Annotated in this window: 13 protein-coding genes and 3 pseudogenes; 5 read left to right on the top strand and 11 right to left on the bottom strand. The window is 57.2% G+C overall.

Features of this window, described 5'->3' with window-relative positions:
• Nucleotides 1–189 precede the first annotated feature (189 nt).
• Nucleotides 190–654: a MucR family transcriptional regulator gene (locus JG747_RS34435; protein ID WP_199201249.1), complete on the top strand. Its 465-nt coding sequence runs from the start codon at nt 190–192 to the stop codon at nt 652–654.
• A gap of 257 nt (nt 655–911) precedes the next feature.
• On the opposite strand, the gene JG747_RS37640 is transcribed toward JG747_RS34435, so the two are convergent.
• The 4 genes from JG747_RS37640 to JG747_RS34415 form a co-directional block, all read right to left on the bottom strand.
• A complete protein-coding gene (locus JG747_RS37640; protein WP_199201248.1) occupies nt 912–1,511 on the bottom strand; it encodes a cold-shock protein in 600 nt (199 codons plus the stop codon).
• A gap of 341 nt (nt 1,512–1,852) precedes the next feature.
• Nucleotides 1,853–2,530 carry a 4'-phosphopantetheinyl transferase family protein gene (locus tag JG747_RS34425; protein WP_199201247.1) on the bottom strand — a complete coding sequence of 226 codons (678 nt, stop codon included), beginning with the start codon at nt 2,528–2,530 and terminating at the stop codon, nt 1,853–1,855.
• Nucleotides 2,531–2,980: 450 nt separating this feature from the next.
• Complete coding sequence (locus JG747_RS34420; protein WP_199201246.1) at nt 2,981–10,225, bottom strand: type I polyketide synthase; 7,245 nt, start codon at nt 10,223–10,225, stop codon at nt 2,981–2,983.
• An 84-nt stretch (nt 10,226–10,309) separates the two neighbouring features.
• On the bottom strand, nt 10,310–11,008 hold the full coding sequence (locus JG747_RS34415) for a class I SAM-dependent DNA methyltransferase (RefSeq protein WP_199201245.1): 699 nt from the start codon (nt 11,006–11,008) through the stop codon (nt 10,310–10,312).
• A gap of 1,494 nt (nt 11,009–12,502) precedes the next feature.
• Here JG747_RS34415 and JG747_RS34410 point away from each other — a divergent pair.
• Nucleotides 12,503–12,802 (top strand): LysR family transcriptional regulator, encoded by a 300-nt coding sequence (locus tag JG747_RS34410; protein ID WP_199201244.1) that lies wholly within the window; start codon nt 12,503–12,505, stop codon nt 12,800–12,802.
• Nucleotides 12,803–13,755: 953 nt separating this feature from the next.
• Here JG747_RS34410 and JG747_RS34405 read toward each other — a convergent pair.
• Nucleotides 13,756–14,598: an enoyl-CoA hydratase/isomerase family protein gene (locus JG747_RS34405; RefSeq protein WP_199201242.1), complete on the bottom strand. Its 843-nt coding sequence runs from the start codon at nt 14,596–14,598 to the stop codon at nt 13,756–13,758.
• A gap of 134 nt (nt 14,599–14,732) precedes the next feature.
• Between JG747_RS34405 and JG747_RS34400 the strand changes: the two are divergent.
• Nucleotides 14,733–15,171: pseudogene (locus tag JG747_RS34400) on the top strand (Mu transposase domain-containing protein); the annotation flags it as partial.
• 189 nt (nt 15,172–15,360) lie between these two features.
• On the opposite strand, the gene JG747_RS34395 reads toward JG747_RS34400, so the two are convergent.
• The 6 genes and pseudogenes from JG747_RS34395 to JG747_RS34370 form a co-directional block, all read right to left on the bottom strand.
• A complete protein-coding gene (locus JG747_RS34395) occupies nt 15,361–16,959 on the bottom strand; it encodes a carbamoyltransferase C-terminal domain-containing protein (protein ID WP_199201239.1) in 1,599 nt (532 codons plus the stop codon).
• Nucleotides 16,960–17,389: 430 nt separating this feature from the next.
• Nucleotides 17,390–17,681 (bottom strand): annotated as a pseudogene (locus JG747_RS34390) (transposase); the annotation flags it as partial.
• A 483-nt stretch (nt 17,682–18,164) separates the two neighbouring features.
• Nucleotides 18,165–19,225, bottom strand: a pseudogene (locus tag JG747_RS34385) (IS3 family transposase).
• Nucleotides 19,226–19,325: 100 nt separating this feature from the next.
• Nucleotides 19,326–21,350 carry an acetate--CoA ligase family protein gene (locus tag JG747_RS34380; RefSeq protein WP_199201238.1) on the bottom strand — a complete coding sequence of 675 codons (2,025 nt, stop codon included), beginning with the start codon at nt 21,348–21,350 and terminating at the stop codon, nt 19,326–19,328.
• Nucleotides 21,351–21,803: 453 nt separating this feature from the next.
• Entirely contained in the window at nt 21,804–22,040 is a 237-nt protein-coding gene (locus JG747_RS34375; protein WP_199201237.1) for a hypothetical protein, read from the bottom strand.
• 9 nt (nt 22,041–22,049) lie between these two features.
• Nucleotides 22,050–22,403, bottom strand: a complete 354-nt coding sequence (locus JG747_RS34370; protein ID WP_199201236.1) for a transposase — start codon at nt 22,401–22,403, stop codon at nt 22,050–22,052.
• A gap of 64 nt (nt 22,404–22,467) precedes the next feature.
• Between JG747_RS34370 and JG747_RS34365 the strand changes: the two genes are divergently transcribed.
• Both JG747_RS34365 and JG747_RS34360 read left to right on the top strand, forming a co-directional pair.
• Nucleotides 22,468–22,821: a hypothetical protein gene (locus JG747_RS34365; RefSeq protein WP_202362402.1), complete on the top strand. Its 354-nt coding sequence runs from the start codon at nt 22,468–22,470 to the stop codon at nt 22,819–22,821.
• Between the two features lie 311 nt (nt 22,822–23,132).
• Nucleotides 23,133–24,722, top strand: a complete 1,590-nt coding sequence (locus tag JG747_RS34360) for an ABC transporter substrate-binding protein (protein WP_199201583.1) — start codon at nt 23,133–23,135, stop codon at nt 24,720–24,722.
• Nucleotides 24,723–24,739 lie beyond the last annotated feature (17 nt).

Raw genomic sequence — 24,739 nt, 5'->3', positions numbered from 1 at the left:
CGGCACGGTGACCCTGACACATTGTGTTGTCAGGGCGATGACGGTTCAAGCGGAACATCCGCGACCGCGGCCGGGTGCGTATCGATCCGCCACATCCTGCAATGGCTTTGGTTGCCATCAAACGCCGTCGTCACTATTAAGCTACGAAGTGATTCTTACCGCCTAGTCTAAGCCCGCAGGAGCGTTTTTATGACCGAAGAAACCGAGAGCAAAGCCGACAGCCTCATCGAACTCACCGCCCATGTCGTCTCAGCCTATGTTTCGAATAATCCGGTTCCCGTCGGTGAACTGCCTGGGCTTATCGGCCAGATCCATATCGCATTGAAAGCCACTGCAGGTAGTGCCGCACCAGAAAAGTCGGAAGCTCTCAAGCCTGCCGTACCGATCAGAAAATCGGTTACACCCGATTATATTGTCAGCCTTGAGGACGGTAAGAAGTTCAAGTCGCTCAAGCGTCACCTGGCTACCCACTATGGCCTTACGCCCGACGAATATCGCGCAAAATGGGAGCTGCCGGCGGACTATCCCATGGTGGCGCCGAACTACGCTGCGGCGCGCTCGGCATTGGCCAAGACCATGGGTCTGGGCCGCAAGCCGAAGGAACCGGGAGCGCCGGCACCTGCCAAGCGTGCCCGCAAGAAAGCCGCAGCCTGACCGCAATTTTTCAGGATCGACGAAGCAGGCCCGGCATCATTTCGCAGTCGCGAGATAAAATTTGTGCGTTGCAATATTCGCAGCAATAGGTATGATCATGGTGTCGGCCATCTACTCCTCCCAGATGTGGTGTCGACGCTGAATGGGGCGCACCTCCTCCCGCGTCTCTTTCGAAATCGAGCCCGCTGCCAACCTCCTCCCGGCAGCGGGCTTTTTCTTTGTTGAGCCGCGATTTCGGTAGGGCCAACGCATCTGGCCTAAGGGAGGCGAATGCTCCGAACTTCCAAGCCTTTCTTGCCCTGCCCGCATTGGACAAACACCTTCTGACCCTCCATCAGCATGCTCAGTCCCGAGCAGGTCAGCGCGGTGGCATGAACGAAGATGTCCTTCTCACTGTTTTCAGGAGCAATGAAGCCGAAGCCCTTTTGGGGATTGTACCACTTGACCGTGGCCTCGCTCTCCAGCTGGGCACTCGTCCCGGCGGTGGACTCTCCAGTGCGACGCGTATGTAGCTGAGTTCTCGCGGTCTGATCGCTGACCTCCAGCACTTGCGCGACCTGATGACCTCTTGGACTTTCTTCCGTTGTGACCTTCAGACGCGTTCCCTCGGAAACACCGCGGCTCCCAGCCGCCTCCAGCACCCGGATGTGCAGATAGGCCTCGATGCCCTCCGGCAATTTGACAAAGCCAAAACCCTTGCTGGTGTTGAACCACATCACTTCGGCGTCGACAGCGGGTGCGGCTACGGTCGACGAACGCTGAAAGTAGCTTGGCTCGGAAGGCCGTTCCGAAAAAGAAACCGCGTCATCGTCATGGCGATGACGACGTGGCTCACGATGGTCTTTATATTTGCCCATGATCGTCCGACTGGCATGAAGAATGCACTGCGCTCCCGGCAGGATAATCTCAATCGGGCGATGCGTTCATGTCAACTGACCATGATGGCGCACATCTGGCGCTGTCGGGACGTTCGTCTTCATCCCGAGATGCGGTATTTTTCTGCTCGCTCCACAGATGTGTCTCTCACATCGGATTGCGTTTGCGCGTTACGATGATGACCGCTCGGGATCGTCAGTCGGGCTTCGTGGCCCTAATCCGATTGTCGTCAGGTCAAAAGGTGCTGTTCGGTCTTCGGCTTCTCGCGTTCATTTTGACAAAGGGTCAATCAGAACTCCTCTTCGGGTTCCCATATTTTCCTTCATAGCCGGTGGACTGCCAGCCACGTCAATACATAGTCTGCCGTGATACGATAGCGGATGTCATAGGGTTCGCCTTCGGATAATTCCCGGCAAAGGGTTTGTGTTAGATGCAGTCTGAGGTGTCCGTTTGCAGGGGGCGTCTGCAGTTCAGCACAGTCGAACCCAAAAAAGCGCCGCGCCACCGGGTAAAGTCCTTTGAAAAGGGTTTCCTTGGCCGAAAAAAGCAGCGTTGCCAGCCGATCTCGAGGGAGCACCGTCTGTCGAGCAATCAAGGCACGTTCCTGCTCGTTAGCCGCCATGCTCAGGATGGATTCCAGAGCATGGCCGCTCGCCATCGCCTCGACGTCCACACCGACTTGCCAGCCTAAATCGGCAATGGCGAAACAGGCACAAAGCCCCCGTGCGTGGGTTATTGAACCAGCAGAGGCTTTTGGCCAGACTGGGGCGCGGTCGGAACCAATGGGAATCTCGGCTGTAGGTTGGCCCAGCGCCTGCAACGCCGCGTACGCCATCGCGCGGCCGGCCAGAAATTCGGCACGGCGTATCGGTAGCGCTGTGGACAAGCTGGGAGGGCATGCTATGTCGAGCTTCTGAAAGAGGTCTTCTGTGTAGCTCTCGAAATCGAACCCGCCATCCACTAAAACCGCATCGACGTATCCAGTATCATGCAAGGTCAAATCTTTAAGAAATCCACGCGAACGGGCAGATAAAGCAATGAGGGGCCTAGCGGTTGAGGCGCGCGTGCCGGGGGACGCGCTCGCTGCGGCGGGGCCCAGCCCAGACCCATAGCAGCAGGCCCCAGCGATTTGCCCAATTTTCATTGACTGATGATCCAAGGCAGGAGCATACATCCCGTTTTGACGCCAGCCCGACATTATAGGTCAGGATCATGATCGCCAGGCTAAGTGCTTGTGCAGGCATGACAGCCGGGAGGTGGCTGATCCCTTTCGGCTTCGACGCTGAACGGGTTGTGATTGCTTTGACCGCTGCCACCGCAGGCCGAGGGTCGCTGTCCAATCGATGTGGATCGAACAGTTGTCCGCATGCCTGCCAGATGTAACGGATAGCATTGGAGGGGGGAATGATGCTCCCTCTTTGTCTGCTGCAGCTATTGCGACTAGTGGGACTCACATCTGGCAGATCTGCTGGTAGAGATCGCCGAGGGTTGCTGCCTTAAAGATCTGATCCAGCCGGGGCGGCCTCCAGCGGCCGTTTTTCGTCAAGCGGACTTGGAGTGCGATAGCGAGAAGGCTGTCTCCCCCTATTTCGAAGAAGTTATCGTTCAATCCTATTTCTTCGGCTTTCAGGAGAGACTTAACGTCATTGAGGAAGACATCCTTCTGATCGTCGTCGCTTATTACCTCCTTGTCTTTTCCGGCTTCTTTTGGCGGAGCTGTATTCTCTCTGTCCGAATCGTCTGTCATGATTATCCGAATCTGGTCGACCCATTGCCTTATACGAGCAGGCAGTGGTCGCGTCGCTATGATCACTTGGCTGTTGTCGACGGTTGCCAGTATTCGCTTGATGATGTCGATACCCTCGTCGGGACTGAGTGCCAGTTCCCTCGCCTTAGATGTCTCGTACGCTGAAGTCACCTGCCCCCCGTAGAAGTAATCCCAGTCATCCCAGTTGGAATTGATCCACCGGACGCCGAGTTTGCCTGGCATTTGGCGTGCAAATGCATCCATGAACCTGTTCGCCGCCGCAAAATCTGCCATCGCTAGCCCGCCGAGAATGGACGCAAGAGATGAGAAAAGGAAGACGAACTCAGGTATTTGGGAGTGGGTGGACTGGATCCGTTTGATCGCACTGTAAAGGTTGCGGGTCCCTACGACTTTGGAGGCGAACTCACTGACGAAGGTCGCGTCCTCCATCTCTGAAAGGAACCTCAGATCGGCCAGTCCAGCTGCGTGAAAGATACCGTCGATCCGCCCGAATGCCCGAACCGTGGTGTCGAGCGCCTGCAACAGGCTGTTGAAATCGGATACGTCGGCCTGGTGAAGAATCACCTGACCCTTTGCGCTATCCAGAGCGGCCAATCGGCGCACCCAGCTATCCGCGGACTTCCGATCCAACCTCTCGGGCACCGCACGGCGGGTTATCGCGATGACCGTAGCTCCAAGGGTTACGAGATGTTCGGTCAACGAAAGACCGATCTTTCCGAGAGCGCCTGTGATCAGATAGACCCCTTCCGGTCGGAGGGCCTCCCCCCCTCCAGGAGTTTGTTCGGAGAGGGCCACTTCGGGAAAATGCAGCACCCACCGCCGATTCCCGCGGAGGGCGACTACCCCGTCAGAACTTGGCACATCCCGCCCGATTTCAGAAACGAGCCGATCGGTGACCCCCGGGTCCTCGATGTTCAGGTCGACAACTCGACAATCGACGATCGGGTTCTCCTGCGGCAGCACGATGGCAGGACCGAAAACGCACGCTTTTTCGGGATCTACAGGCTCCTCACCGACCTGGACCATTCGGTCACCAACAATCCAAACATCCACCGGAGACTGGAATGTCAGCGTTGAGAGAACTCGCGCCAGATCGAGTATGGCGTGGTAGCTCCGCAAAAGATCGGCTTGCGCCATACCCGGGTCCCCGGAGGCGTCGGCGCTGCCGCTCAGGTGCCACAGGCAGAGAATGCGGTCAGCAGGACGGCCCGAGGCGATCTCGGCCTCGAAAAGCGCCTTCAGGCCTTCTCGGGTTGGGTCAATCATAATGAGAGACCCTTTGATCTTCATCGGCGGATTCGAGGGTTTCGTTCGTCGGCAAACACGAGCAACCTCATGACCCGCATCCTCCAACTGCTGCGTGATTCTGTTTGCCAGCGCGTCTCCTGCGCATTCCACGTCTCCGGACGGCCGGTCGGCGAGTACCAACCAACGCAGCGACTTCGTAGTTTCGTCGCCGAGAATCATGCGGGGAAGCATTTTCTCTGTCCAACTCTGCCCATAGATGAACGCCTCTCCCCTGCGCCGCTCTTGCTCCCCGGTCTGCGCCAGAACCGCCAAGCCAGCTGGCTGACCGTCCGGCCAGCAACGGTGACGATCAAACGAGTACGTCGGGAGGGAGATCCGCCTATAAGAACCGAACGGTTCCAATTGATCACTGGCTCGTTTCCAATCCACCGCAACACCCAAGGACCAGAGGTCCCCAATACATTCCAGAAGGACATGACGGTCAGTGAACTCCCGGTCGTCCTTCCCGCGCGCGGCTGAGACGATTGCTGGAATTCTGATTTCTCCATCCTCTGGATTGATCGTTTGATGTGCGAAACGCGCCAGATTGCACGACGGGCCAAGGTCAATAAGTGCAGTTGCCCCGGCCGCTACAATGGCCGATAGGGAGCGATCGAAACGGATCGTTCCGCTTGCTTGCCTACTCCAATAGGTCTCCGGCAGGGGCACTTTCGCCCGGTGCAGATATCCCCCTGAATTGAGAGCTATCGCCAAATTCGGTGCTTGCATCTCAAGCGTTCGGACATGTGCGTCAATAGTATCAGCCGCCGGCCTCATCAGCGGAGAATGACTGGGGACGCCAGCCGTATTAAGGATCTGGTTGGGAACCTCTGATTTTTCCAGCTCCTCATGAAGCCTTTCAATCAGTTCCCGTTTCCCGGTGAACACGACACTGGTTTTGGAGTTCACGACGCCGATGCCGATCTCGCCAGCTTCAGCTCTGTCATGCCAAACGTCTTCCGCGAGGATGCGTTCAGCCTCCGAGGGACTGCATTTGACCGCGAGCATAGCACCGTCAACACCAAGGTTAGCCATCGCGCGACCACGGGCAACCATCAGAGGTATAGCGTCTTCCAGTTTCAGAATGCCTGCTAGAGTGGCCACGACGTATTCGCTCATGCTGTGTCCGACAAGGTAGTCGGGACGCACGCCACACGCTTCCAACAAATGTGCCATCGCGTACTGCACGGAGAAGATCATGACGTTGATTTCTTCGAAGGAAGCGGCCGCGTAGACCCGGTCTTCCCCGAACACGAGCGACTCCAGATCACTGTGCAGCACCGGGCGGCTAGCGGCGGCACAACTCAGGAAAGCCTCACGAAAATCCGGCACGTGATCAAAAAGGTCCTTGAACATCCCCGGGTGCTGCACTCCGCCGCCCGGCAGCATGAATGCTATCGAGGGGGATGAAAGGGTTTGATCAGCCGCGCGATCCGACTCTTCTTCCAGCCTCTTGATCGCATTGTCTAAGTTTCGCGCGACTACGACCGTCCGGTGATCGAAATGGCATCTGGCCACCCGTAGCGTATGAGCGACGTCACCGAGATCGACATCTCGGTTGCGCCGCAGGAACCCAGCTAGATTGCGGCAGGCCCGGCTTAGCGCCGACGGCGTCTTTGCAGATAGGCAAAGGGCGTGGGATCCTCGCGCGACAGATCCGGGCCAGGCCCTTACATTCTCGTCAATCCATTCCTGCAGCACAACGTGGCAGTTGGTTCCGCCGATACCCAGGCAGGTGACTCCGGCGGTTCGGGGGCGACCCGGCTTGCGGGGCCAAGGTCTAAGCTGCTCATTGACGAAAAAGGGCGTCTCTTCCAGATTCAGGTCTTCGTTCAGCCGCTGTATGTTGATAGTCGGGGGGATTACCCCGCGCTGAATGCTGAGTACCGTCTTGATGAAGCTCGCCACGCCAGCCGCGATATTGGCATGGCCGATATTCGGTTTGATTGACCCGAGTGCACATGTTTTGCCATGTTCCTCTTGCCCCGCGAAAGCCTCTGCCAAAGCGCGGACCTCGATTGGATCACCGACCCTGGTGCCGGTCCCGTGAGTTTCGATGTATTCGACGTCCGCAGGAACAAGTGCTGCGGACGCAAGTGCTTGGCGCACAACAGCGACCTGACCCTGCACGCTTGGCGCCGAGAAGGATGATTTGGCGTGGCCGTCGTTGTTTATGGCACATCCTTTCACCACCGCGAGAATCGGGTCGCCCGCCGCGAGCGCGTCTTCGAGGCGCTTGAGAACAACGGCCCCTACCCCATCTCCGACGACTGTGCCATTGGCATCAGCATCAAAGGCACGACAGACGCCATCCGAGGAATTGATGAAACCTTCTAAGTACTGATATCCCGCTTGAGGGAAGATGATGCTGGCCGCGCCTGCCAGTGCCATGTCGCAGTGGCCGGCCGCGAGCGACTGAGCGGCGGTAGCGATCGCGACCAGCCCTGTCGAACATGAGGTTTGGACTACCATGCTTGGCCCGTTGAGGTTCAGCATATAGGACGCGCGCGAGGCGAGATAGTCCTTGTCGTTGCCGAGTTCCGTCAGCCAGGCGAGCGGGGCGTCGATGGGATCGATGAGGCATCCGCCTTGCAAATGATGCAGCAGATAAAGTGGCATGAAGGCTCCAGCGAAGACCCCCGTCCGGCCCTCGTGCTGGGTTGGCGTGTATCCGGCGGACTCAAGTGCCTTCCAGCAGCATTCGAGAAACAGCCGATGCTGCGGGTCCATTAAGATTGCCTCATACGGCGAAAGGCCCCAAAAACCCGGATCGAAGACTTCGACATTATCGAGATGGGCGCCCACGCGCACATAATCGGGCCGCTTCAAAACATCGTCCGGAATCCCGCGAGCTTTGAGGTCCTGCGCCGAGATAGGTTTGATCGAGCAGACTCCCTGGCAGAGATTCTCCCAAAGCGCATCGATGCTCTCCGCGCCGGGGAAACGCGCGGCCATGCCGATCACCGCAACGTCCATCTCGGTGCCGCGTCGCGTGTCAATTGTCCTGGCCGGCGCTTTGCCCGGCAGGACCGACGTCTCTTTGGGGAGCCTCTCGTATTCGGGACGGCCTTGCTCGCAGCGCTTGTGGAGTAGGGTCGCAAGCTCTTTGAAGGTCGGGTTGAGGAAGACCTCCACAACGCGAAGATCCACCTTCAGGCTTTCGCGAAGCTGCGTGCAGAGACGCGCAGCCAGAAGCGAGTGTCCGCCGCAATCGAAAAAGCTGTCGTCTGGATCGGCAGCGTCTGCCAGGAGAAGGTCGCGCCAGGCAGCACGAAGAGCGGATTCTACCTCATCGGCCCCTTGCCTGGGAGTGCACGCCTCTTGCGCGACGTCGCGGAGGCGCGACCGATCAAGTTTCCCGTTCGCCGCGATGGGCAATTCCGTCACTGCGACGAACTCCGACGGCATTGCATAGTGCGGCACTTCGGACTTCAGATGGGCACGCAAAGAAGACTGCCATTCCTTGCCCCGGTTTCGCAGGACCACATAGGCGATAAGTCGATCAGGCTGCCCTGTCTCCGGATCGAGCTCCGGTACGACGGCGGCGGAGGAGACGGCGGAGTGCCGCAGCAAAGCAGCTTCAACAGACCCCGGGACCACACTATAACCTCGGATCTTCACCATGAAAGCACAACGCCCGATGATCTCTAATTGGCCGCCGGGCAGCATGCGGCCAAGATCGCCCGTGCGGAACATCGTGCCATCAGCGCGGAACGGGTCGGGAAGGAACCGTTCCCGTGTCATCTCCGGGCTGTCGAGGTATCCCTGACTCAGTGCATCGCCGCCGACGAAGATCTCGCCCACGAAGCCGAGTGGGACGGGGTCGCGCTGCTCTCCCAGGACATAGACGCTGACATTGTGCTGAGGTGGACCGACCGGTACGACCTTTTGTGTTGTCGCAGGATCGATCTCGCTCAGATCAATATGCGTGACGTCATAGGTTTCCGCCACGCTGTAATGATTGACGATTTTAACATGAGGCAGCGCATCCTTCACACGCGAAACCAACGCTGCCGTCACCACCTCGCCTGACAGGTAAATCAACCGGAGATCCGGAAGACGAGAGGGAACGTCGAGGACGCCGCTTCCGACAAGCACATCCAGTAGTGAAGGGGTGAGAAGTGTTCTGGAAATTCGGTTGCGCTCCAGGTATTCGACCAGCCGGTGCGGATCATAGATGACGTCGTCGGGAACTAGGTAGGCCGGAACCCCGGCGAGGATCGGCCGCATTATCTCCCAGACCAAGAAGATATTAACCGCCTCGCGTTCATGGGGCGCGTATGGCAGCGCGTGATAGCGCCACTGGTAAGAGCATACGGCGCTTCGGTGGGGGCAGACGATCCCCTTCGGTTCACCAGTCGTGCCGGACGAGAATACAATGTGGGCTGGGGCGTCGAGATCCACCGCTTGGGAATCGGTCGGACCGGCCTCGCCGAGTTGCGTTTCCCAACCGTCGTCGAGCGACAGCGTAAGACCTGACCAGTCAGGCGGAAGACAAGTAGCGAAACGGTTGTTGGTGACAACGATTTCGACACCTGCCTTCTCGAGTATCCGCCCGAGCGCCGCAACGGGTTGAGCTTTGTCAAGCACGACATAGGCCGCGCCTGACTTAAGAATACCGAACAGCGCAATGGCATATTCGGGTGAAGTATCCATAAGAATACCCACGTGCGAACCTAGCCTCTGACCACATCCGAGGAGGTGTCTGGATAGGGTCTCGCTCAGACCGTCCAGCTCACGGAACGTGAGGGTGGCAGCCTCAGAGACAACGGCCGGGGCCTCAGGGTTGAGGGCTGCTTGTTTGCGGAGCCGGTCATGCAGTGGCAGATCGGAATAAGGCAGGGCCTCGGCAATTCGAATAGACGCCGGGAGTTGTGCCTTCACCTCCTGTACCTCGCGCAGGAGGGCAGATACCACTTCCCCAGTCATGGAATGGGTGAAAAAGTGATCGCCATCAAACATAATACGCGCGAAGCGCGACGTGGTAAGCCGACGCCATTCGTCCAGGTCATTGGCGTTGAGCAGTTCGTCCTGAACTCCTCCTATTGCGGTGATTGCCGCGTTAAGAGGCGTTGCAAGATTCCGGTCATAGGTTTCCGCAAGTTCGAAGTCGGCCCGCAGGGGCGGCAAGATGAAGTCCTTCAGGAGTTCCTCGTTTTCCAACGCCTCTGAATGGACCATCCCGAGGTTTCGTATCAGACTGGTTAGCTCATTATCCGCGTACATATACATGGGCGGCTCATCCGCCGGCACGTCCGCAGATTTGTGAGCAGACACGACCACATGGAATGGAGACGGCCTCCCGGCGTTCTCCAGGAAACGCGCTATTTCGTAGGCTGCGAGAGCACCCGTGCTGTGACCGAAGAATATAAACGGCCGGTCGCTGTACGCGCGAAGTGCCTCAGTAACCATCGATACCAGTACGTCCATGCTGCGAATGGCGGCCTCAGCTGACCGTTTACCGCGTCCGGGAAGATCGAGACAAATAAGCTCGACGTCTTCGGGAAGATAGCCCGACCAATTGCGGAACGACTGGACGCTGCCACCCCCATGCGGGAAGCAAAATATCCGATACGACGGCTCGAACGAAATCTTTACGACGTTCAGTAAGGTTTTGGTCTCAGGAAGAGAGTGTTTCATTTCAGGCCGCCTATGCCAATCAATATTCCGTTTGCAGGCACCGGCCCCCTACGGCGCCTGCGTCATTTCCCCAACTGAATTGCACTATCCTGCTGGTGCGCTGGTCCTAGCGGGCACTTCGAAAACCCAATAGTGCGCGCCCTCTTCCGCCATATACTTGCCGTTTTTTAGACACTGCGCCGTCACAAGCATTCCTGCATCCTCCAGACGCCGCACCTCATCTTCAAAGGATGTGGCCTCCGCATAGCTCTTGCGGGTGCTTGCAATGATGAACCCGTTGGGGCGCGTGACGCGAGCCAATTCGCGCAGTGCATCCGGCCGGACGTGCCCGAGCGTGAAGACCCCACAGCAGATCGTAATGTCGTAAGTCGCACTGGAGTAGTCGGAGAGCGGCCCGTTAAGGTTGACATCACCTTGGACATGGCGGTAGAAGCGAGTTTTCCGGGCCTTTTCGGCCATCTCTTCGGAAAGGTCGAACCCGTCGAGCAACTGGAAACCGAGGCGCTTCAACTGCGCGCCGACGAGACCTGTTCCGCATCCGGCGTCCAAGATTGCGATGGCTGCTCGCTCATTGGCAAAATACGCTGTCTGCATGGCGCTCGCGAGTTCGGCAACCACCGTCGGCCCGCAGTATCCCTCGCGGTCAACATCCAGTTCATAGGAACTCGCCCATCCGCGATAGAAGTGGGCCAAGCGACCGACGTCACCGTCGAGGGCATGGGAATCCTTGATGCGCTTTCGCGCGGCTTGCTCCGGTCCCGTCTGCTGATTGAGGGTGGGCATGACAGTTTCCTCCGTGTAGGGGCCGATGCAGTACAGTCATGATCGGCGGCAATGGCGCGGCTCATTCCATGAGCTGTTCGTTGCCGTATTGCTGGGCAGGGCGGTCCGACCGTGCGAAGGCGCCCAGATAATCACGTCGTAGGTCACGGTGACGCCGCGTCCGAAATCGGACACCTCGAGTAAGCGTCTCTGGAAATCGTTCCATGGGATGCGCTCTTGATCTGGCTGATGTCGGGTTCGCATCGAAGCTATCCATGAAAAGCCGGTCAACGCTCGCCAAGATGAGGGAGCAAAACTCGCCGAAGACAGATTAATTCGTATTCTCGATGGCGATCATATCAAGGGGAGGCAGCAGTACAAAGTTGATTTTTGCAAATTTTATATTACGTGATGCGGCGAGGTATATTTAATACCGCATAGATATGTTCATTTTTTCGAAAACACGCCGATATAACTTTGTAACAATTTCCGTCCTCAGACTTTCGCCTCGACGTTGCATTTGAAATCGAGAGAATTCGGGTTGGGAAGAGATTGACGTTAGGTCTCGAGTGCCCAGAGGAGACGACGGCCCTTATACGAAGGCTGCCGTTGCGCTCTTCGGTGGTCAGCTGAGGCGCCAGCCGATGGCGCCGGACTGAACAAGCGTGAATGGACAGAAAACGCTGACCTGTCGAAGCGCTTCATCTGCTGCGCGGCTGGATCAATTTTTTTGCAGCCGGACCTGAATATCTAGAGCCATGTCACTGGAGGCAACGCCGCATGTAACTGAGACCCGCTGGACTTTGGCGATCTTCTTTAGTAAATAGCGGAACAGGCGCTTAACGGTTTGCCACCCGACGACTCGGACCAGCCTTCAAGGACAATGCCGTACTGGTCCGCAGTCGCCAGAGCCGCCGCCCTCTCTCCGGCGATAGTGATCACCATTTTACCGAGATGTCATTAGTCACCTAGGCCGAGCAGCTACGCTGGTGGATTTCTGCTGCAAACTCCCGGCCGAACCTTTCGGCTAACGGCGGACCGTTTCGTGGCATGACCGATTCCGAACTCACGGCGATCATCTCCTCTGCCATGCAGACACAACAAGAAGCGCAGACAGGCGGCGAAGCTGACCACCAGCCCGCAAATCTGCGGTCGTCATTGCGCGAGTGACCGGCTACGACGCCCCTATTTCTAACGTGACGATGCCGTCCGCTCGTGTGTCTCCGCAAACCTCTTATGTCCGAAGCTGGACAAGAATGTCGCAAGCCTAACCAAAGGGTCGCTAGGGATGTGCAGCTAATGAGAAGTGGTGCACCGGAAACAGTGCGCCAATAGGCACATAATTTGCTTTCGATGATTTTGTTACGGCGGACGTCGCAAGTACGGGACTAGCAATGATTGAACAGCGGCTCAACGTTAACGCGCATAAGCTGCCGGTGATCCTTTTGGATCATAAGGACAACGTTGATTCCCTGCTGCTTGTTTCGCGACCGTCGATTTTTGATTGGGGTGGCAATGTTTCGTCGCTATTATGATCTCCCATCGCTGAGCGCGCTCACGGTGTTCGAGGCCTCGGCACGCCACCGCTCGTTCAAGCTTGCGGCTTCCGAACTGAAAGTGACACCGAGAGAGATCGGCCGGCAGATCAAAGGCATTGAGGACGAGCTCGGCGCTCCTCTGTTTGTAAGGCTTGGAAGCGGGATCAAGCTCACCGGCGCCGGCGAAGACCTCTACTCTGTACTAGCAAGCCTCCTCTCCAGGGCGTCCGAAGTCGTCAGGACAATCAAGTACGGCGAAAGCCATATGTGCCTGTGATGCTCCATTGCGGTCCCACCAAGTATCCGGAACCGGGTCTTGTGAGGACGGCATGGGTGGTATGCCCGGTCTTACGTAGCTGGCTTTCGGTAGTAGAATGGATGGATTGTAGACGCTCCTGCAGCCTGTGCTAGAGGCCGACTGACCTTACCCGTTATTCGGCCATGGACGAGGGATTGGCACGCAGCGAGAAAAGATATTGGCTCGCCCGAGCCGCTTAACCACACATCATCAATGGTTGCGGTCAGGACGCCTGTGCCATCGGCGGGCTGCAGAACACTCTCGGCTGCTCCCGGCGTTTTGGCGTTTTTGAGGTCCGGAATGAAAGAACGGTTTGCCGCGGTTTCGCATCGCGAAGGTCCGGGATCCCCCGCATCATTGCCTGAATCAACCGCGATCGCCTCGGCCGTGGTTGCTACGCAACATTCCGCAGGACGCGGCCAGAGGCCGGCTCTTGCCATTTCAACGACCTTCACACTTCCAGAACGCTTTCCGTCTGAACGTCCACACTCAACAGGTCAGTGCCCCCTTGCGGTCGGGCGAGCCGCATGACGGCATAGACCGCCACTGCGTCTTGCCTGTTGGCGCAGCGGGTTGATTTCAGCTTCGATGAAACGGTCGTTGTGCCTAATCGCAAACCGGGCCAAATTCTCGATGGCGTCAATTGCCCCCTCAACGTCGGCCTTTGCCCGACTGCACCAGCCGTCGAGCAGTGGAAAAAGTTTAGGCTACTTAGTGCTGCAGCGATCGTGCTGCGCGAAGCCGGCAGCAGGACCGTAGCAGTATTGTGCAAAAGTTCGGCTTCAGTGCTGGCTGTTCCAATTGTGAGATCGAGGCCGACTGTGAGAGCGAGGCCGACGGCGTCCACTCGGCTTATGCCAACGAGGAGCACGCCAAAGCCATCTTTGACCATTCGCGCACGGTCTGCAACGCGTCATCCGGTGTAAAATGCGTCAGTCAAGTCCCTTATAACGCGCCTGTGCATTGTCCAAAGCCGTCCTCAGACCTTTTCGGGCCGTCATCATCATTAGCTCGACATACTCGGGAACCGGCTGTGCGCCCATGATTGCCATCTGCTCAAGATAGTAGTCGGTCGCGCTCTTGAGCCCTTGCATTTCGTAAACCCGATTGAGATACATCTTGTGCATCCGCTGCATTTCGCGCGGCATTCGGGCCATGAGCGTGGCTTTCCGGCGGGTAGCTTCGTGAAGTTCCTCTGGCGACACAACCTCGGTTACTAGCCCCATCTCCTTGGCCTCTTGTGCTGAAAGTTCGCGCCCAGTCAGCAGAATGTCTTTTGCGGTCTTCATATTCACGAGCCACGGCATAAACATGCAATGACCCGACAGTCCGTACCGCACCTGGCTGTAACCCATCCGGGTATCCGAAGTGACAATGGAGACATCGCAAAAGAGCGAAAGTTCAAACCCTTTGGCGATAGCATACCCATGAACGGACGCTATAACCGGCTTGCTAAGAGTCCACGGCGTCGTGAATTCCTCAAACTGACGGATGTACTTCAGGCGATATTCGTAGATGGACGAGCGATCATCCGCCGTATCCTCATCGAGATCGTGACCAGAGCAGAACCCCCGGCCGGCGCCGCGGATAACCACCACATTCACATTGTCATCCTGGTCGGCCCGAATAAGCCCGGCCCGGAGTTCGGCGACGAGGCGTTCGTTGATGGCGTTGATTTTCTCCGGCCGATTGAGGGTCAGCCAGCAGACGTGTTCCGCATCCACCTCATATAGGAGGTGCTCATACTGGGTAGTCTCAGGGGCAATTCGGTCCATCACTCTCTTCCCTGGGCGGTTAACTGTTGGACAGTCGTCTCTCTCACCGTGCCTAACCTGCAAAGCCGACTTCATTTTGTATCCAGGCTGCGCTTCAAGTCTTATGAGGACTTGAATACTGAGCTTTTTCGACGGGCTTCCATCCGATGCCGGCTTCGGTGTCGAAGACCTGCGCGGTACGCACCAACAACAACAAATACTCGGTGCTGTGACGGTCGCCGGCCGCCCGGTCGAGATCCATGCCTATACAGGGGCAGGTTCGTCATCCGCGAGGACGGCGTGGTCGTAGCCGAACATGTCCGCTCTTTCGGGCGCGGCGACACGATCTACGATCCGTGGCATTACAAGTCGGTCCTTGCCTGCAAGCCCGCTGTACCGCGCAACGGCGCGCCGTTTCAAGGCTGGGTCCTGCCTTCGGCGATGGAGCCTATCCGACGCAGATTGAAAGCGGTGCATGACGGCGATCAGCAGATGGTTTCGACCCTGACGGCGGTGTGGACCGACGGCCTCGGTGCCTTGGAGGCTGTCTGCCGGGAAGCGCTCGATCAGAGTGTCTGCTCCGTCGCTGTCATCACTGCCACCGGCGCCGCGCCTGGCTTGGCTCTGTTCTACCAGGCGTTCATCCGCTAGTTCAACCAGCAAGTTCCTCATCAAAACACGCATCTATTGTTCCGTCCATGCAATAAGCAATCACACGAGATTCAACCAGCGCCGGAGATGTGGGAAATTGAAAGCACCACCGGAGGGATACCTTCTCCGTCGCTACGCGATCTTTTTCTGTCCACTCGATGCCGTGAGGGGGCCTTCCTTGCGGAGATAAAAGGCATCGTTGATCACGAATCCGTCGAGACCCGCGGCCCGGGCATAGGTTTGCAAGTCGCTTGCGCGATTGATGAACCCGGCGCCATTGAAGTTCAGCGATGTGTTGCAAAGAACGCCGACCCCGCTTTTTGCCTTGAACGTAGTAAGCAGTTGAAAGAGGTGCGGGTTCTGCTTTCGCGAAACTGTCTGGGCCCGCGCTGTGCCGTCAATATGCGTGATCGCCTCCAACCGGCTATCGAGAACCTTTTGGAAAAGAAGCATGTAGGGCGACGGGCGTGCCAAGTCGAAGTGGAGCGCGACGTCCTCCTCCAGGCAAACCGGCGCGATCGGGCGGAAACCCTCCCGGTTCTTGATGCGATTTAAGCGCTCATGGGTTGCCTTTGAGAAAGGCGCTGCGAGAATTGACCGGTTGCCAAGGGCCCGTGGCCCGATTTCGCAATTCCCCTGTACCCAGCCGATCACCTTGTCGCCGAGCAACGCCGAGGCCACTTGGCCGTAGTCGAGTGGATAGACCTCGAAACCGGTTCGGTCGATCGGGTCAAATATGAATGGCTGGCCTGAATAGACGTTCCATTTGATTTTTGCATTGCCGGTGAAATGTCGCATAGCGTCGACGGCCGTTCCGATCGCCGAGCCTGTATCGTTTGTGCATGGTGGAATGAAAACGTCGGAAAAAAGACTCGTTTCGAGCCAACGGCGATTCCACTCGCAGTTCAATCCACACCCGCCGGAAATCAGCAGCGGGTAACCCTTTGTCAGGTTCTTTTTCGCGAAAGTGTGGAACGAATCGAAGATGGCGTCAGAAACTCGCCTGGCGAGGCTGGTGAACTTCTGATGGCTTACGCCAATATTGTAGTAGGGCGAATCCCGCAAATCCTCTTTGCTCAGCGGGTACAGATCGCTTGGAAGCAGGAAATCGATCAGCGCCTGCTCGTCCCGGTCGGGCGATCCTGTCAGCCCATAAGCGCAAAGCGCCATTAGCTTGCCAGCGTCTTCGTAGCGCGGCTTTCCTTTGGGCAAGGTGAATTTCGGATCGGCGAGCGCGTAGAGGAAAGCATATTTGTCACCAGGATTCGCCATCACTTTTCCCATATGCACGACCTGCAGGTACTCGTCGATTTCATAGAAATCGCCGCACCATCCTTCCCAGATCAGCGTATAACAGGGCATCCCAGCGGGGAATGGCGACATGCCGTATGAGCCCCAGAGATGGGAGCGCTCGTGCGTCGAAGAATAGAAATGGACCTTCTTGCCGAAAATGATCTTCTCGCAGACAACTTCCGAACCTTGGCCGACCCCGAAGTAGCCTGCCGCTATGGGACTGTCACTCGAGAATCCCGTCTTCGACCACCCGCCGATAGCAATTACATCCGGGACAGCGTCCAGTCGGCCAGCGGCGTCGAGGATCGTCGTCGGGTTGATGGTCGAATATCTGGGGAAGTTATCCTTTTCAGCCTCGTAAGAATAGATCAGTTCGGCTGCCGCAGACAGTGCCGCAATCGCCCCATCATGGCCCGGCTTGAACGACATTATCTTCATGTTTTCTATTACTCCCCGGGCGAAATATGGGTCGTCCTTGACAAATTGCGTAATTCACTGAGAAATTCGGATATTTCTACATCAAATGAACAACACACCCCTTGCGTGATTCGTAAAATCTCCAACGAGCGAGACACTCTTCGAAATTTATTTATCATACGCGTCAACAATATCAAATACCTATACCTCTAATTTGTATTAAGTATTTGCAAATCATTATTGTATGATATGAAGTGATTTTTCCTATTTATTTGCAGTCTTTTTAAAAAAGGTTCAAATGAGCGATGCGCCAGACGAGAGGTATCCGGGCGAGGTCGGTCATCGCCTCAGTGACAGAGCTCGGCTATATCGCAGCCGATCGTCATCCCGCACGCGGGCGAAGTCGGCTGCGCACAGCAATCAGATAGCGTCGGGTTGTCAAACCCAGTCACGCGCCGACAGCGCGCGATGTCTTGAAGTTCGATGGATCCTCGATGGCGCCGATGAACGAAGTCGCAGTGATGGTGCCGACGCCGGGGATCGCCATCAACAGCTGGAATGCATCATTGTGCCGGGCGTTGGCGACGAGCTGCGGTCCAAGTTCAGCAGCGTGGGCGCGTATGACAATCCGGGCATGCCCTTCTGACCGGCCAGCAGGCGCCGGACGTCGGCTTCGAACTTCGCGGAATGATCAGCCCGAACGTCTTCATGAGCCCGCGGATCTGGTTGGAGCTCGGTCGTGTGCTCTAGAAGCCAAGTCGGATATATCCGGCTGATAGTGGAAGCCTGCCGTGACCATGCCCCCAGCCTTGCCTAGGTGCACATGGCTTTCTGACGGGTTCGTTACTCTTTCCTTGCTTTTCCTAGGATTTGGCGATGTTCAACGCGTTGAGACCTGGCATGCAATCGCCCAGACGAAGCCCGATAATTCGCGCGCGATCCGTGGTTACGGTCGTGGCCGGCTTTCCGGCCTTCGTCAACGAGCTGGCGTAAAGGTTAGACCGGTGTCGGTTCTCAGCCAGGGATCTTCAACCAGATTTGCTCGGCTGATATCGCACCCACCACCGAGCAAGACACCGCTGGCTCCGGTTGTCTGAACAGTTTCCCGCGAGTGATAAGTGGCGTTCCGCCGGGTTTCGTTCATTCGTTGCGCCGGGTGTTGGGTATGACGCAGGGAGGGCGATAGCCCGACCGTAGTCAACATCCAACACCCGGCGGCGGAAAATTCATGCCGCCGCCATGAAGGGCGTCGGATCGAAGTAGGCCTCGTCCGGCGTGCGCCGGTCAAGGATGGAATGGGGGCGCAGTCGATTATAAAAATCCAGATATCGGCCAAGCGAGGCGCCACGCCGACGCTGTCGTAGACATGCAGATAGACTTCTTCATACTTGACCGATTTCCAGATGCGCTCGACGAAGACGTTGTCGCGCCGTGCGCCCTTACCATCCATGCTGATCGCGATTTCGTTGGCGATCAGAGCGTCGGTGAAGGGCTCGCTAGTGAACTGGCTTGCCCTGATCGGTGTTGAAAATGCCAGGCGCGCCATATTTTGTCAGGGCTTCCTCCAGCGCCTCGACACAGAAGTCCGCTTCCATCGTGATTGACACGCGATAGCTGAGCACGCGCCGGCTGAACCAGTCGACGACGGCCAGATAGACAAAGCCGTGCGCCATCGGGATATAAGTGATATCCATCGCCCAGACTTGGTTCGGACGATCGACCTTTAGTCCGCGCAGGAGATAGGGATAGATTTTGTTGCCCGGCGCGGGTTTGGAGGTGTTCGGTTGGCGATAGATCGCCTCGACGCCCATGCGCTTCATCAGCGTGGCGACGTGGCGGCGGCCGATCTCGACGCCCTCGCGGTTGAGAAGGTCGCGCAACATCCGGCTGCCTGCGAACGGATATTCCAGATGCAGTGATTCGCATCAGCGCGAGGTCCTCGGCCGACACCAGCCGCGGCTTGTAGTAGACGCTGGCGCGGCTGATGTTCTGGTTGCGGTCGATCATCGCTTTACGCTCAGCATGCCGGCCTTGATGAGCGCGCCTCCAAAAAATCGTTCTCCAGCGCCAGCTCCCCTATCTTGGCGTGAAGCGCCTTCAAATCCACTGATGGCCTCGGCGCTCGCAACGCCCGAGCCGAAGACGCCGGCGGCGCCATCAAGCAGTTCCGCCTTCCACTCTGTGATTTGGTTCGGGTGAACATCGAAAAGCTGAGCCAACTCGGCCAGTGTCTTTTCGCCCTTGATGGCCAAGCCGGTGTGTGGTTCCGGCGCGTGCGCTTCGTCATGGTCTCTCCTGACAACGGCAACCACGTTGCCGTTGTCAGGCGGAAAATCCACTTATCGTTCTGTCCAGATTCCCAAGCCAGCTCTACGAACTGGCTTGACTCACTGCTGCCGGGTAAGTCGCATGACGGCATCCACTGCCACTGCGCCTTGCCCCTGTTGGCGCACGATCAGCGGGTTGATTTCAACTTCGACGAAACGGTCCTTGTGCCTAATCGCAAACCGGGCCAAATTCTCTATGGCGTCAATTGCCCCCTCAACGTCGGCCTTTGGTCGACCGCGCCAACCGTCGAGCAGGGGAAAGAGTTTTAGGCTCCTTAGTGCTGCAACGATCGTGCTGCGCGAACCCGGCAGCAGAACCGTAGCAGTATCGCGCAAGAGTTCGGCTTCAGTGCCGCCTATTCCAATTGTGAGAGCGAGGCCGACGGCGTCTACTCGGCGTATGCCAACAAGGAGCTCGCCAACGCCATCTTTCACCATCTCTTCCACCAGGAAGCTTTGGATGGACAACTCGGGGGCACTACGTCTTAACTTTTCTGCCATTTCGCGCACGGTCTGCAACGCGTCATCCGGTGTACCCAAGCGTAGTGCAACCGCTCCAAGTTCGCTCTTGTGCGTGAGGTCGGCGCCAAGTGCTTTGACCACAACTGGGAATACGAGTTGATCCAGATGAGCGGTCTCATCAACCCCGACAATGACGCCGCGCGGCACAGAGATTCCAGCCTTGTTGAGCTCAGCTTTGGCAGTTGCTTCGTCAAGAGCCCCCTCCCCCCTGACGTCCCCGTAGCGAGGCAACAGAACTTCCTCATCGGGCCGCTTAGCAAGGTCGTTGGCCAATTCAGAGAAACGCGCCGCGTTCGCGACAGCACGGAATCCGTCCTCGATGCCGCTCAGCGGTGCCACGCCGAAAGCTAGTATTTGATCGCGAGCAGCTTTGGGCAAGGGCTCCGGCAACGTGTTAATAAAAGCAGCTGGCATGCGCCGCTCAGACGCCGCCTGGGCAAACGCCTTGGTCGTTGTCATCCAGCTTTCCGGGTCCGAGCCATCGACGGGGGGGAAACACATAACCTGCACAGCCATGTCACGATCATCGGACAGGTAGGCTCTGTAGAGATTGAGCTGCAGGCCAAACTCTGCGTTGTGAGCCGAGGATATGTCCAGCGGATTGGTCGGGTGAACGAACGGCGGCAAGTGCTTTTGCAATTCTACGGATGTGCCCGGCGAAGGCGCCGGCAGATCCAGTCCGTTTGCCTCTGCGACGTCGGAACCAAGAACAGCGTATGACCCGGAACTCGTCACAAATGCCGTCCGCCGACCCGTTGTCCTGGGCGTAGACAACAGCATCTTTAAAGTTTCTAGGGCTTCGGTAGGCGTCCGCACTTCAACGAAGCCAAGCCGGAGGAATAGAGCCGACGCAACAACCTCGTCACCCGCAAGTGATGCGGTGTGTGATTGAGTGGCGCGCCGGCCGGCGCTGGTGCGACCACCCTTAATCACAATGACGGGAATGCCCTTGCGCGCGGCCTTCAGACCTGCCGCGGCGAGCGCAGCGGCGTCAGCAATGCCCTCTATATACAGATTGATGGCACGCACCCGATCATCGTCAAGCACGACATCCATGATATCGGCGACTGTGATCATGGCCTGATTGCCCAGTCCGACGGAATACGCTAGCGGCAGTGCCCTATCGGAGCAGCCCATGTCAGAAAGATAGGCACCGCCATTGCTCACAACTGCAACACCGCCATCCGTTCCATGGTCACCGAATTGATCCATCATGAAGACGGATCTGTCTGCGAAGTTGGCGACCCCTGGAGAGTTTGGGCCGATCACCGGCATGTTGCCCGCCGCTTCCACGAGATCCAGCTGGGAACGTTGCCCACCTTGCATCTCGGAGAAGCCAGAAGTGTTGCAAACCGCGCCCGCCACACCAAATTGCGACAGCTCACGAACGAGATCGATCACGTATTCTCGCGGCACCGCCAAGTACGCCATATCGGGCGCTTCCGGTAAGCTGGCTACAGTGGGGAAGCAAGGCAAGCCAGACAGTTCGCTGCGGCGCGGATTGACGACATGAATGCGGCCGCCAAAGCCGAGAGCACGGCAATACTCAATTGCTGGAACCATTGAGGCCCCTCCTACAAATACCGCACTTCGCGGGGTCAACATGCGCCTCAGACGCTCGCTCCGGCTATTTTGCCCTGCCTGGTAGTCCAAACGATAACTCCTGCTATTGTCGAAGCGTGGTGTCAGCTTGATAATGTGGCATTGGTTATATGCGAGAAGTTAGGCTGAAAATCTGAATTAAAGTCATTCGGCAGATGATTTTTTTGCACAACGCTTTTTGCAATGCGGTTGGCCCGCCGATCCGACCGGCGGCCGAGGCACTTGTACGGCGGATATGAGGTACAAGAGGGGACTTGAACGTTGGTCAACAATCTCTCATCCGCGGGTCGGGCCGCATGACCTGGTTTCGTTTGGGGCTGAGGCTCATAGGTGGGACGAGGCTCCCCGGCATTGTCGCGCCGCATATCGCGCCGAGGCTGATCCTGTGTTGTGGTCTCCCCTGCTGGCTGTCTGTCAAATAGTGGTCACGCCGCCTTTGGCGCGGATTGAACCGTGCAAGGCGATCGACCAGATGAAGCCCACCATCTCGCGTGCGATGGCGACATTAACGACGTTCGCATTCTTGCCGCGCTGGCTCAGCCGACGATATCGGGTGCACAGTCGAACTTTCGCTTTCCACCCGATATCGCGAACGACTTTCGGCAGCGCCTCGATCCGGTCGACCTTGTGCCGGCCGATGCGCGCTCTCATCCGGTAAGCCTAGGCGCCTTCGACCAGCGCGCGCCGGGCATAAGTGTTGCCGGTCTTGGTAATGCCGCCGCGCCAGACGGTCTCACCACTCGATTGTTCTCCGGGGACCAGGCCGAAATAGGCCATGAGCGGGCGTGGGTTTGAGAAGCGTGTGAAGTCCCCGACCTCCGCGACCAGCACCACGGCATTAATCAGCGCGATGCCGCGCATCGCCTGCAAGGCGTCAACGACCGGGCGGTGGTTCCATTCCGGGAGCTGGCTGAGTATCTGTTCCTCGACCTGCTGCAGGCGCCGTTCCGCATCCATGACGGCATCGACGTAGACCCGAAATGCGACCTGCTGAGCGGGATGGTCGAAAGCCATCGCCGGTAAGCCTTTCGCCAGGCCGTCCCGCGCTCATGCTTGCGCCCGTGACGCAGCAGAATCCTTGAAGATGTTGGCGCGCTCGCGTCATCACCTGTCGCACGACGCTGCGCAGCCGGATCAGGTCGCGCATGGCTTCATGATCGGCGTCGGGCACCCAGACGGGGGTCAACTCTCCAGCCCGATGAAGGCGGGCAAGCATGGTGGCGTCGCGACGGTTCGTCTTCACCCGATCGCCAGGCTTCCGCGGAATCAGCGAAGGAACAAAAACCCGGGCGCATTGGACGCACAGCTTTTCGTAAGACGCCCGTTGCTCCGCAATCGTGAAACTCAGCGTCTGGCGGATAAACCGCGTCGGTCTCATCCATATGGCGGCGAATACCTTCATCTGCGGCATCATGCACTTTTCAGCATCTAAGGCGCTCATCACTCGGTCAGGAGTTGGATTTGCCGTTTGCCTACTCCAATCAGTATCGGACTTCGTTGTCTGCAGGAAGTAGGCTGCAAAATCGAAATAAAGTCATTCGCCAGATGACTTTTTTGCGCAACTCCCGAACCTGTCGATCGTGCTAGCGTGAGTCTTGAACCGGCTTAGAGTGGGAAGTTTCGTGAAGATCTCGCCGAGAGCGACCGGTTGCCTGAATGAAGGCGATGGTTGGCGCGTCATCGCACCGTCGCTTTTCGCCGGGACTGAAACGCCAAAAAAGACGATCAGAGAGGAGAACGACAATGGTCAAAATGGGTGGTTTTTCGCCGCTGGTTTCGGAAGTTAATCGAAGGCGCTTTCTCAAATCCGCAGCCGTCGCCGGGGCTATGGCTATAGGTTCGTCGGGAGGCATTCTCCCGTCGCTCGCTCAAGTTGCCGCCCCAAAGAAAGGCGGACATTTCAAAATCGGTGTCGGCTCGGGCTCTGTTTCTGATTCACTTGACCCAGCCACGTACGTCGAAAGTTTTATGTACATATTTGCCCGCAGCTTGCATTGCGGCCTCACCGAACTGGATGCGAACGGTAATCTAGTCGGAGAACTTGCAGAGTCATGGGATTTTTCGAAGGACGCTAAAACCTGGACGTTTAAGCTGCGGAAAGGCGTCGAGTTCCATAATGGCAAGACCTTGGATGCTAACGACGTGATAGCTTCGATCAATCATCACCTAGGTGAGGGCTCCAAGTCTGGAGCAAAAGATATTCTCAAAGCCGTGCAGGAAATGCGCTCAGATGGTGCAGAAACGATTGTTATAACTCTCAAGGAAGGCAATGTTGATTTTCCATACCTTCTCGAACACTTTCAGCTGCCCATCATGCCCGCCAAGGACGGGAAACCTGACCTTTCTGGGGTCGGTGCGGGCGGTTATGTCCTCGATGGGATCGACTTTGGCGTAAAGGCCACATCAAAACGATTTGCGAACTATTGGAAACCTAACGCTGCGTGGTTCGACTCATTCGAAGTCCTTGCGGTGCATGACGTAGCTGCACGAACGAACGCCCTGAACACCGGGCAGATCCACGCCATGGATAAGTGTGATCTCAAGACGGTCCATCTCCTTAAGAGAAACGGCGATTTAGAGGTCACAGCAGTGCCAGGATCGCAGCACTACGCTTTTAACATGATCAGTGAGATCGCCCCATTTGACAACGTCGACGTTAGGTTGGCCTTTAAGTACGCCTTAAATCGGAAGCAGCTTGTTGACACGTTGCTGCGGGGATACGGTCGGCTCGGGAACGATCACTCCATCCCTTCCACCGACCGCTTCTTCGCAAAAAACCTACCGCAGCGTGAGCAAGACTTGGACAAAGCAAAATATCATCTCAAAAAGGCTGGACTTTCAGATCTCAAAGTTCAGTTGTCTGCAGCGGACGCCGCTTTTACGGGCGCAGTCGATGCGGCGGTGCTATATCAGCAGGATGCAGCCAAGGCCGGGATCACCATTGATGTCATTCGCGAATCAAACGATGGCTATTGGGACACCGTTTGGATGAAGAAGCCCTTCTACGCCACTTATTGGGCCGGCCGGCCCACGGCCGACTGGATGTTCACGCAAGGTTATGCCGCCGACGCTGTCTGGAACGATACTCGCTGGAAAAACCCGAGGTTCAACGAGCTTCTCATTGCGGCTAGGAGCGAGTTAGATGAGACTAAGCGTGGGGAAATGTATGCAGAAATGCAACAATTGTGCAGAGACGATGGCGCGTCGGTCATCCCGGTTTTTGTTGACTACGTGAACGCCCTATCTAAGAAAGTCGGGCATAATAAACTTGGCTCGAACTGGGATCTCGACAGCTTTCGCTGTGCTGAACGTTGGTGGTTCACAGATGTATAAGCTCTTACCGTTCAGCA

The sequence above is a fragment of the Mesorhizobium sp. 131-3-5 genome (assembly GCF_016756575.1).
Lineage (GTDB): Bacteria > Pseudomonadota > Alphaproteobacteria > Rhizobiales > Rhizobiaceae > Mesorhizobium > Mesorhizobium jarvisii.
The sequence above is the reverse complement of the archived record's forward strand: the minus strand, read 5'-3'. Positions and strand labels throughout refer to the sequence as shown.

Bases quoted from the DNA above. Each gene is read 5' to 3' on its own strand.
- JG747_RS34435 (WP_199201249.1), top strand. From the start codon at position 190: ATGACCGAAGAAACCGAGAGCAAAGCCGACAGCCTCATCGAACTCACC.
- JG747_RS37640 (WP_199201248.1), bottom strand. From the start codon at position 1,511: ATGGGCAAATATAAAGACCATCGTGAGCCACGTCGTCATCGCCATGAC.
- JG747_RS34420 (WP_199201246.1), bottom strand. From the start codon at position 10,225: ATGAAACACTCTCTTCCTGAGACCAAAACCTTACTGAACGTCGTAAAG.
- JG747_RS34415 (WP_199201245.1), bottom strand. From the start codon at position 11,008: ATGCCCACCCTCAATCAGCAGACGGGACCGGAGCAAGCCGCGCGAAAG.
- JG747_RS34410 (WP_199201244.1), top strand. From the start codon at position 12,503: ATGTTTCGTCGCTATTATGATCTCCCATCGCTGAGCGCGCTCACGGTG.
- JG747_RS34405 (WP_199201242.1), bottom strand. From the start codon at position 14,598: ATGGACCGAATTGCCCCTGAGACTACCCAGTATGAGCACCTCCTATAT.
- JG747_RS34395 (WP_199201239.1), bottom strand. From the start codon at position 16,959: ATGAAGATAATGTCGTTCAAGCCGGGCCATGATGGGGCGATTGCGGCA.
- JG747_RS34380 (WP_199201238.1), bottom strand. From the start codon at position 21,350: ATGGTTCCAGCAATTGAGTATTGCCGTGCTCTCGGCTTTGGCGGCCGC.
- JG747_RS34375 (WP_199201237.1), bottom strand. From the start codon at position 22,040: ATGAGAGCGCGCATCGGCCGGCACAAGGTCGACCGGATCGAGGCGCTG.
- JG747_RS34370 (WP_199201236.1), bottom strand. From the start codon at position 22,403: ATGGCTTTCGACCATCCCGCTCAGCAGGTCGCATTTCGGGTCTACGTC.
- JG747_RS34360 (WP_199201583.1), top strand. From the start codon at position 23,133: ATGGTCAAAATGGGTGGTTTTTCGCCGCTGGTTTCGGAAGTTAATCGA.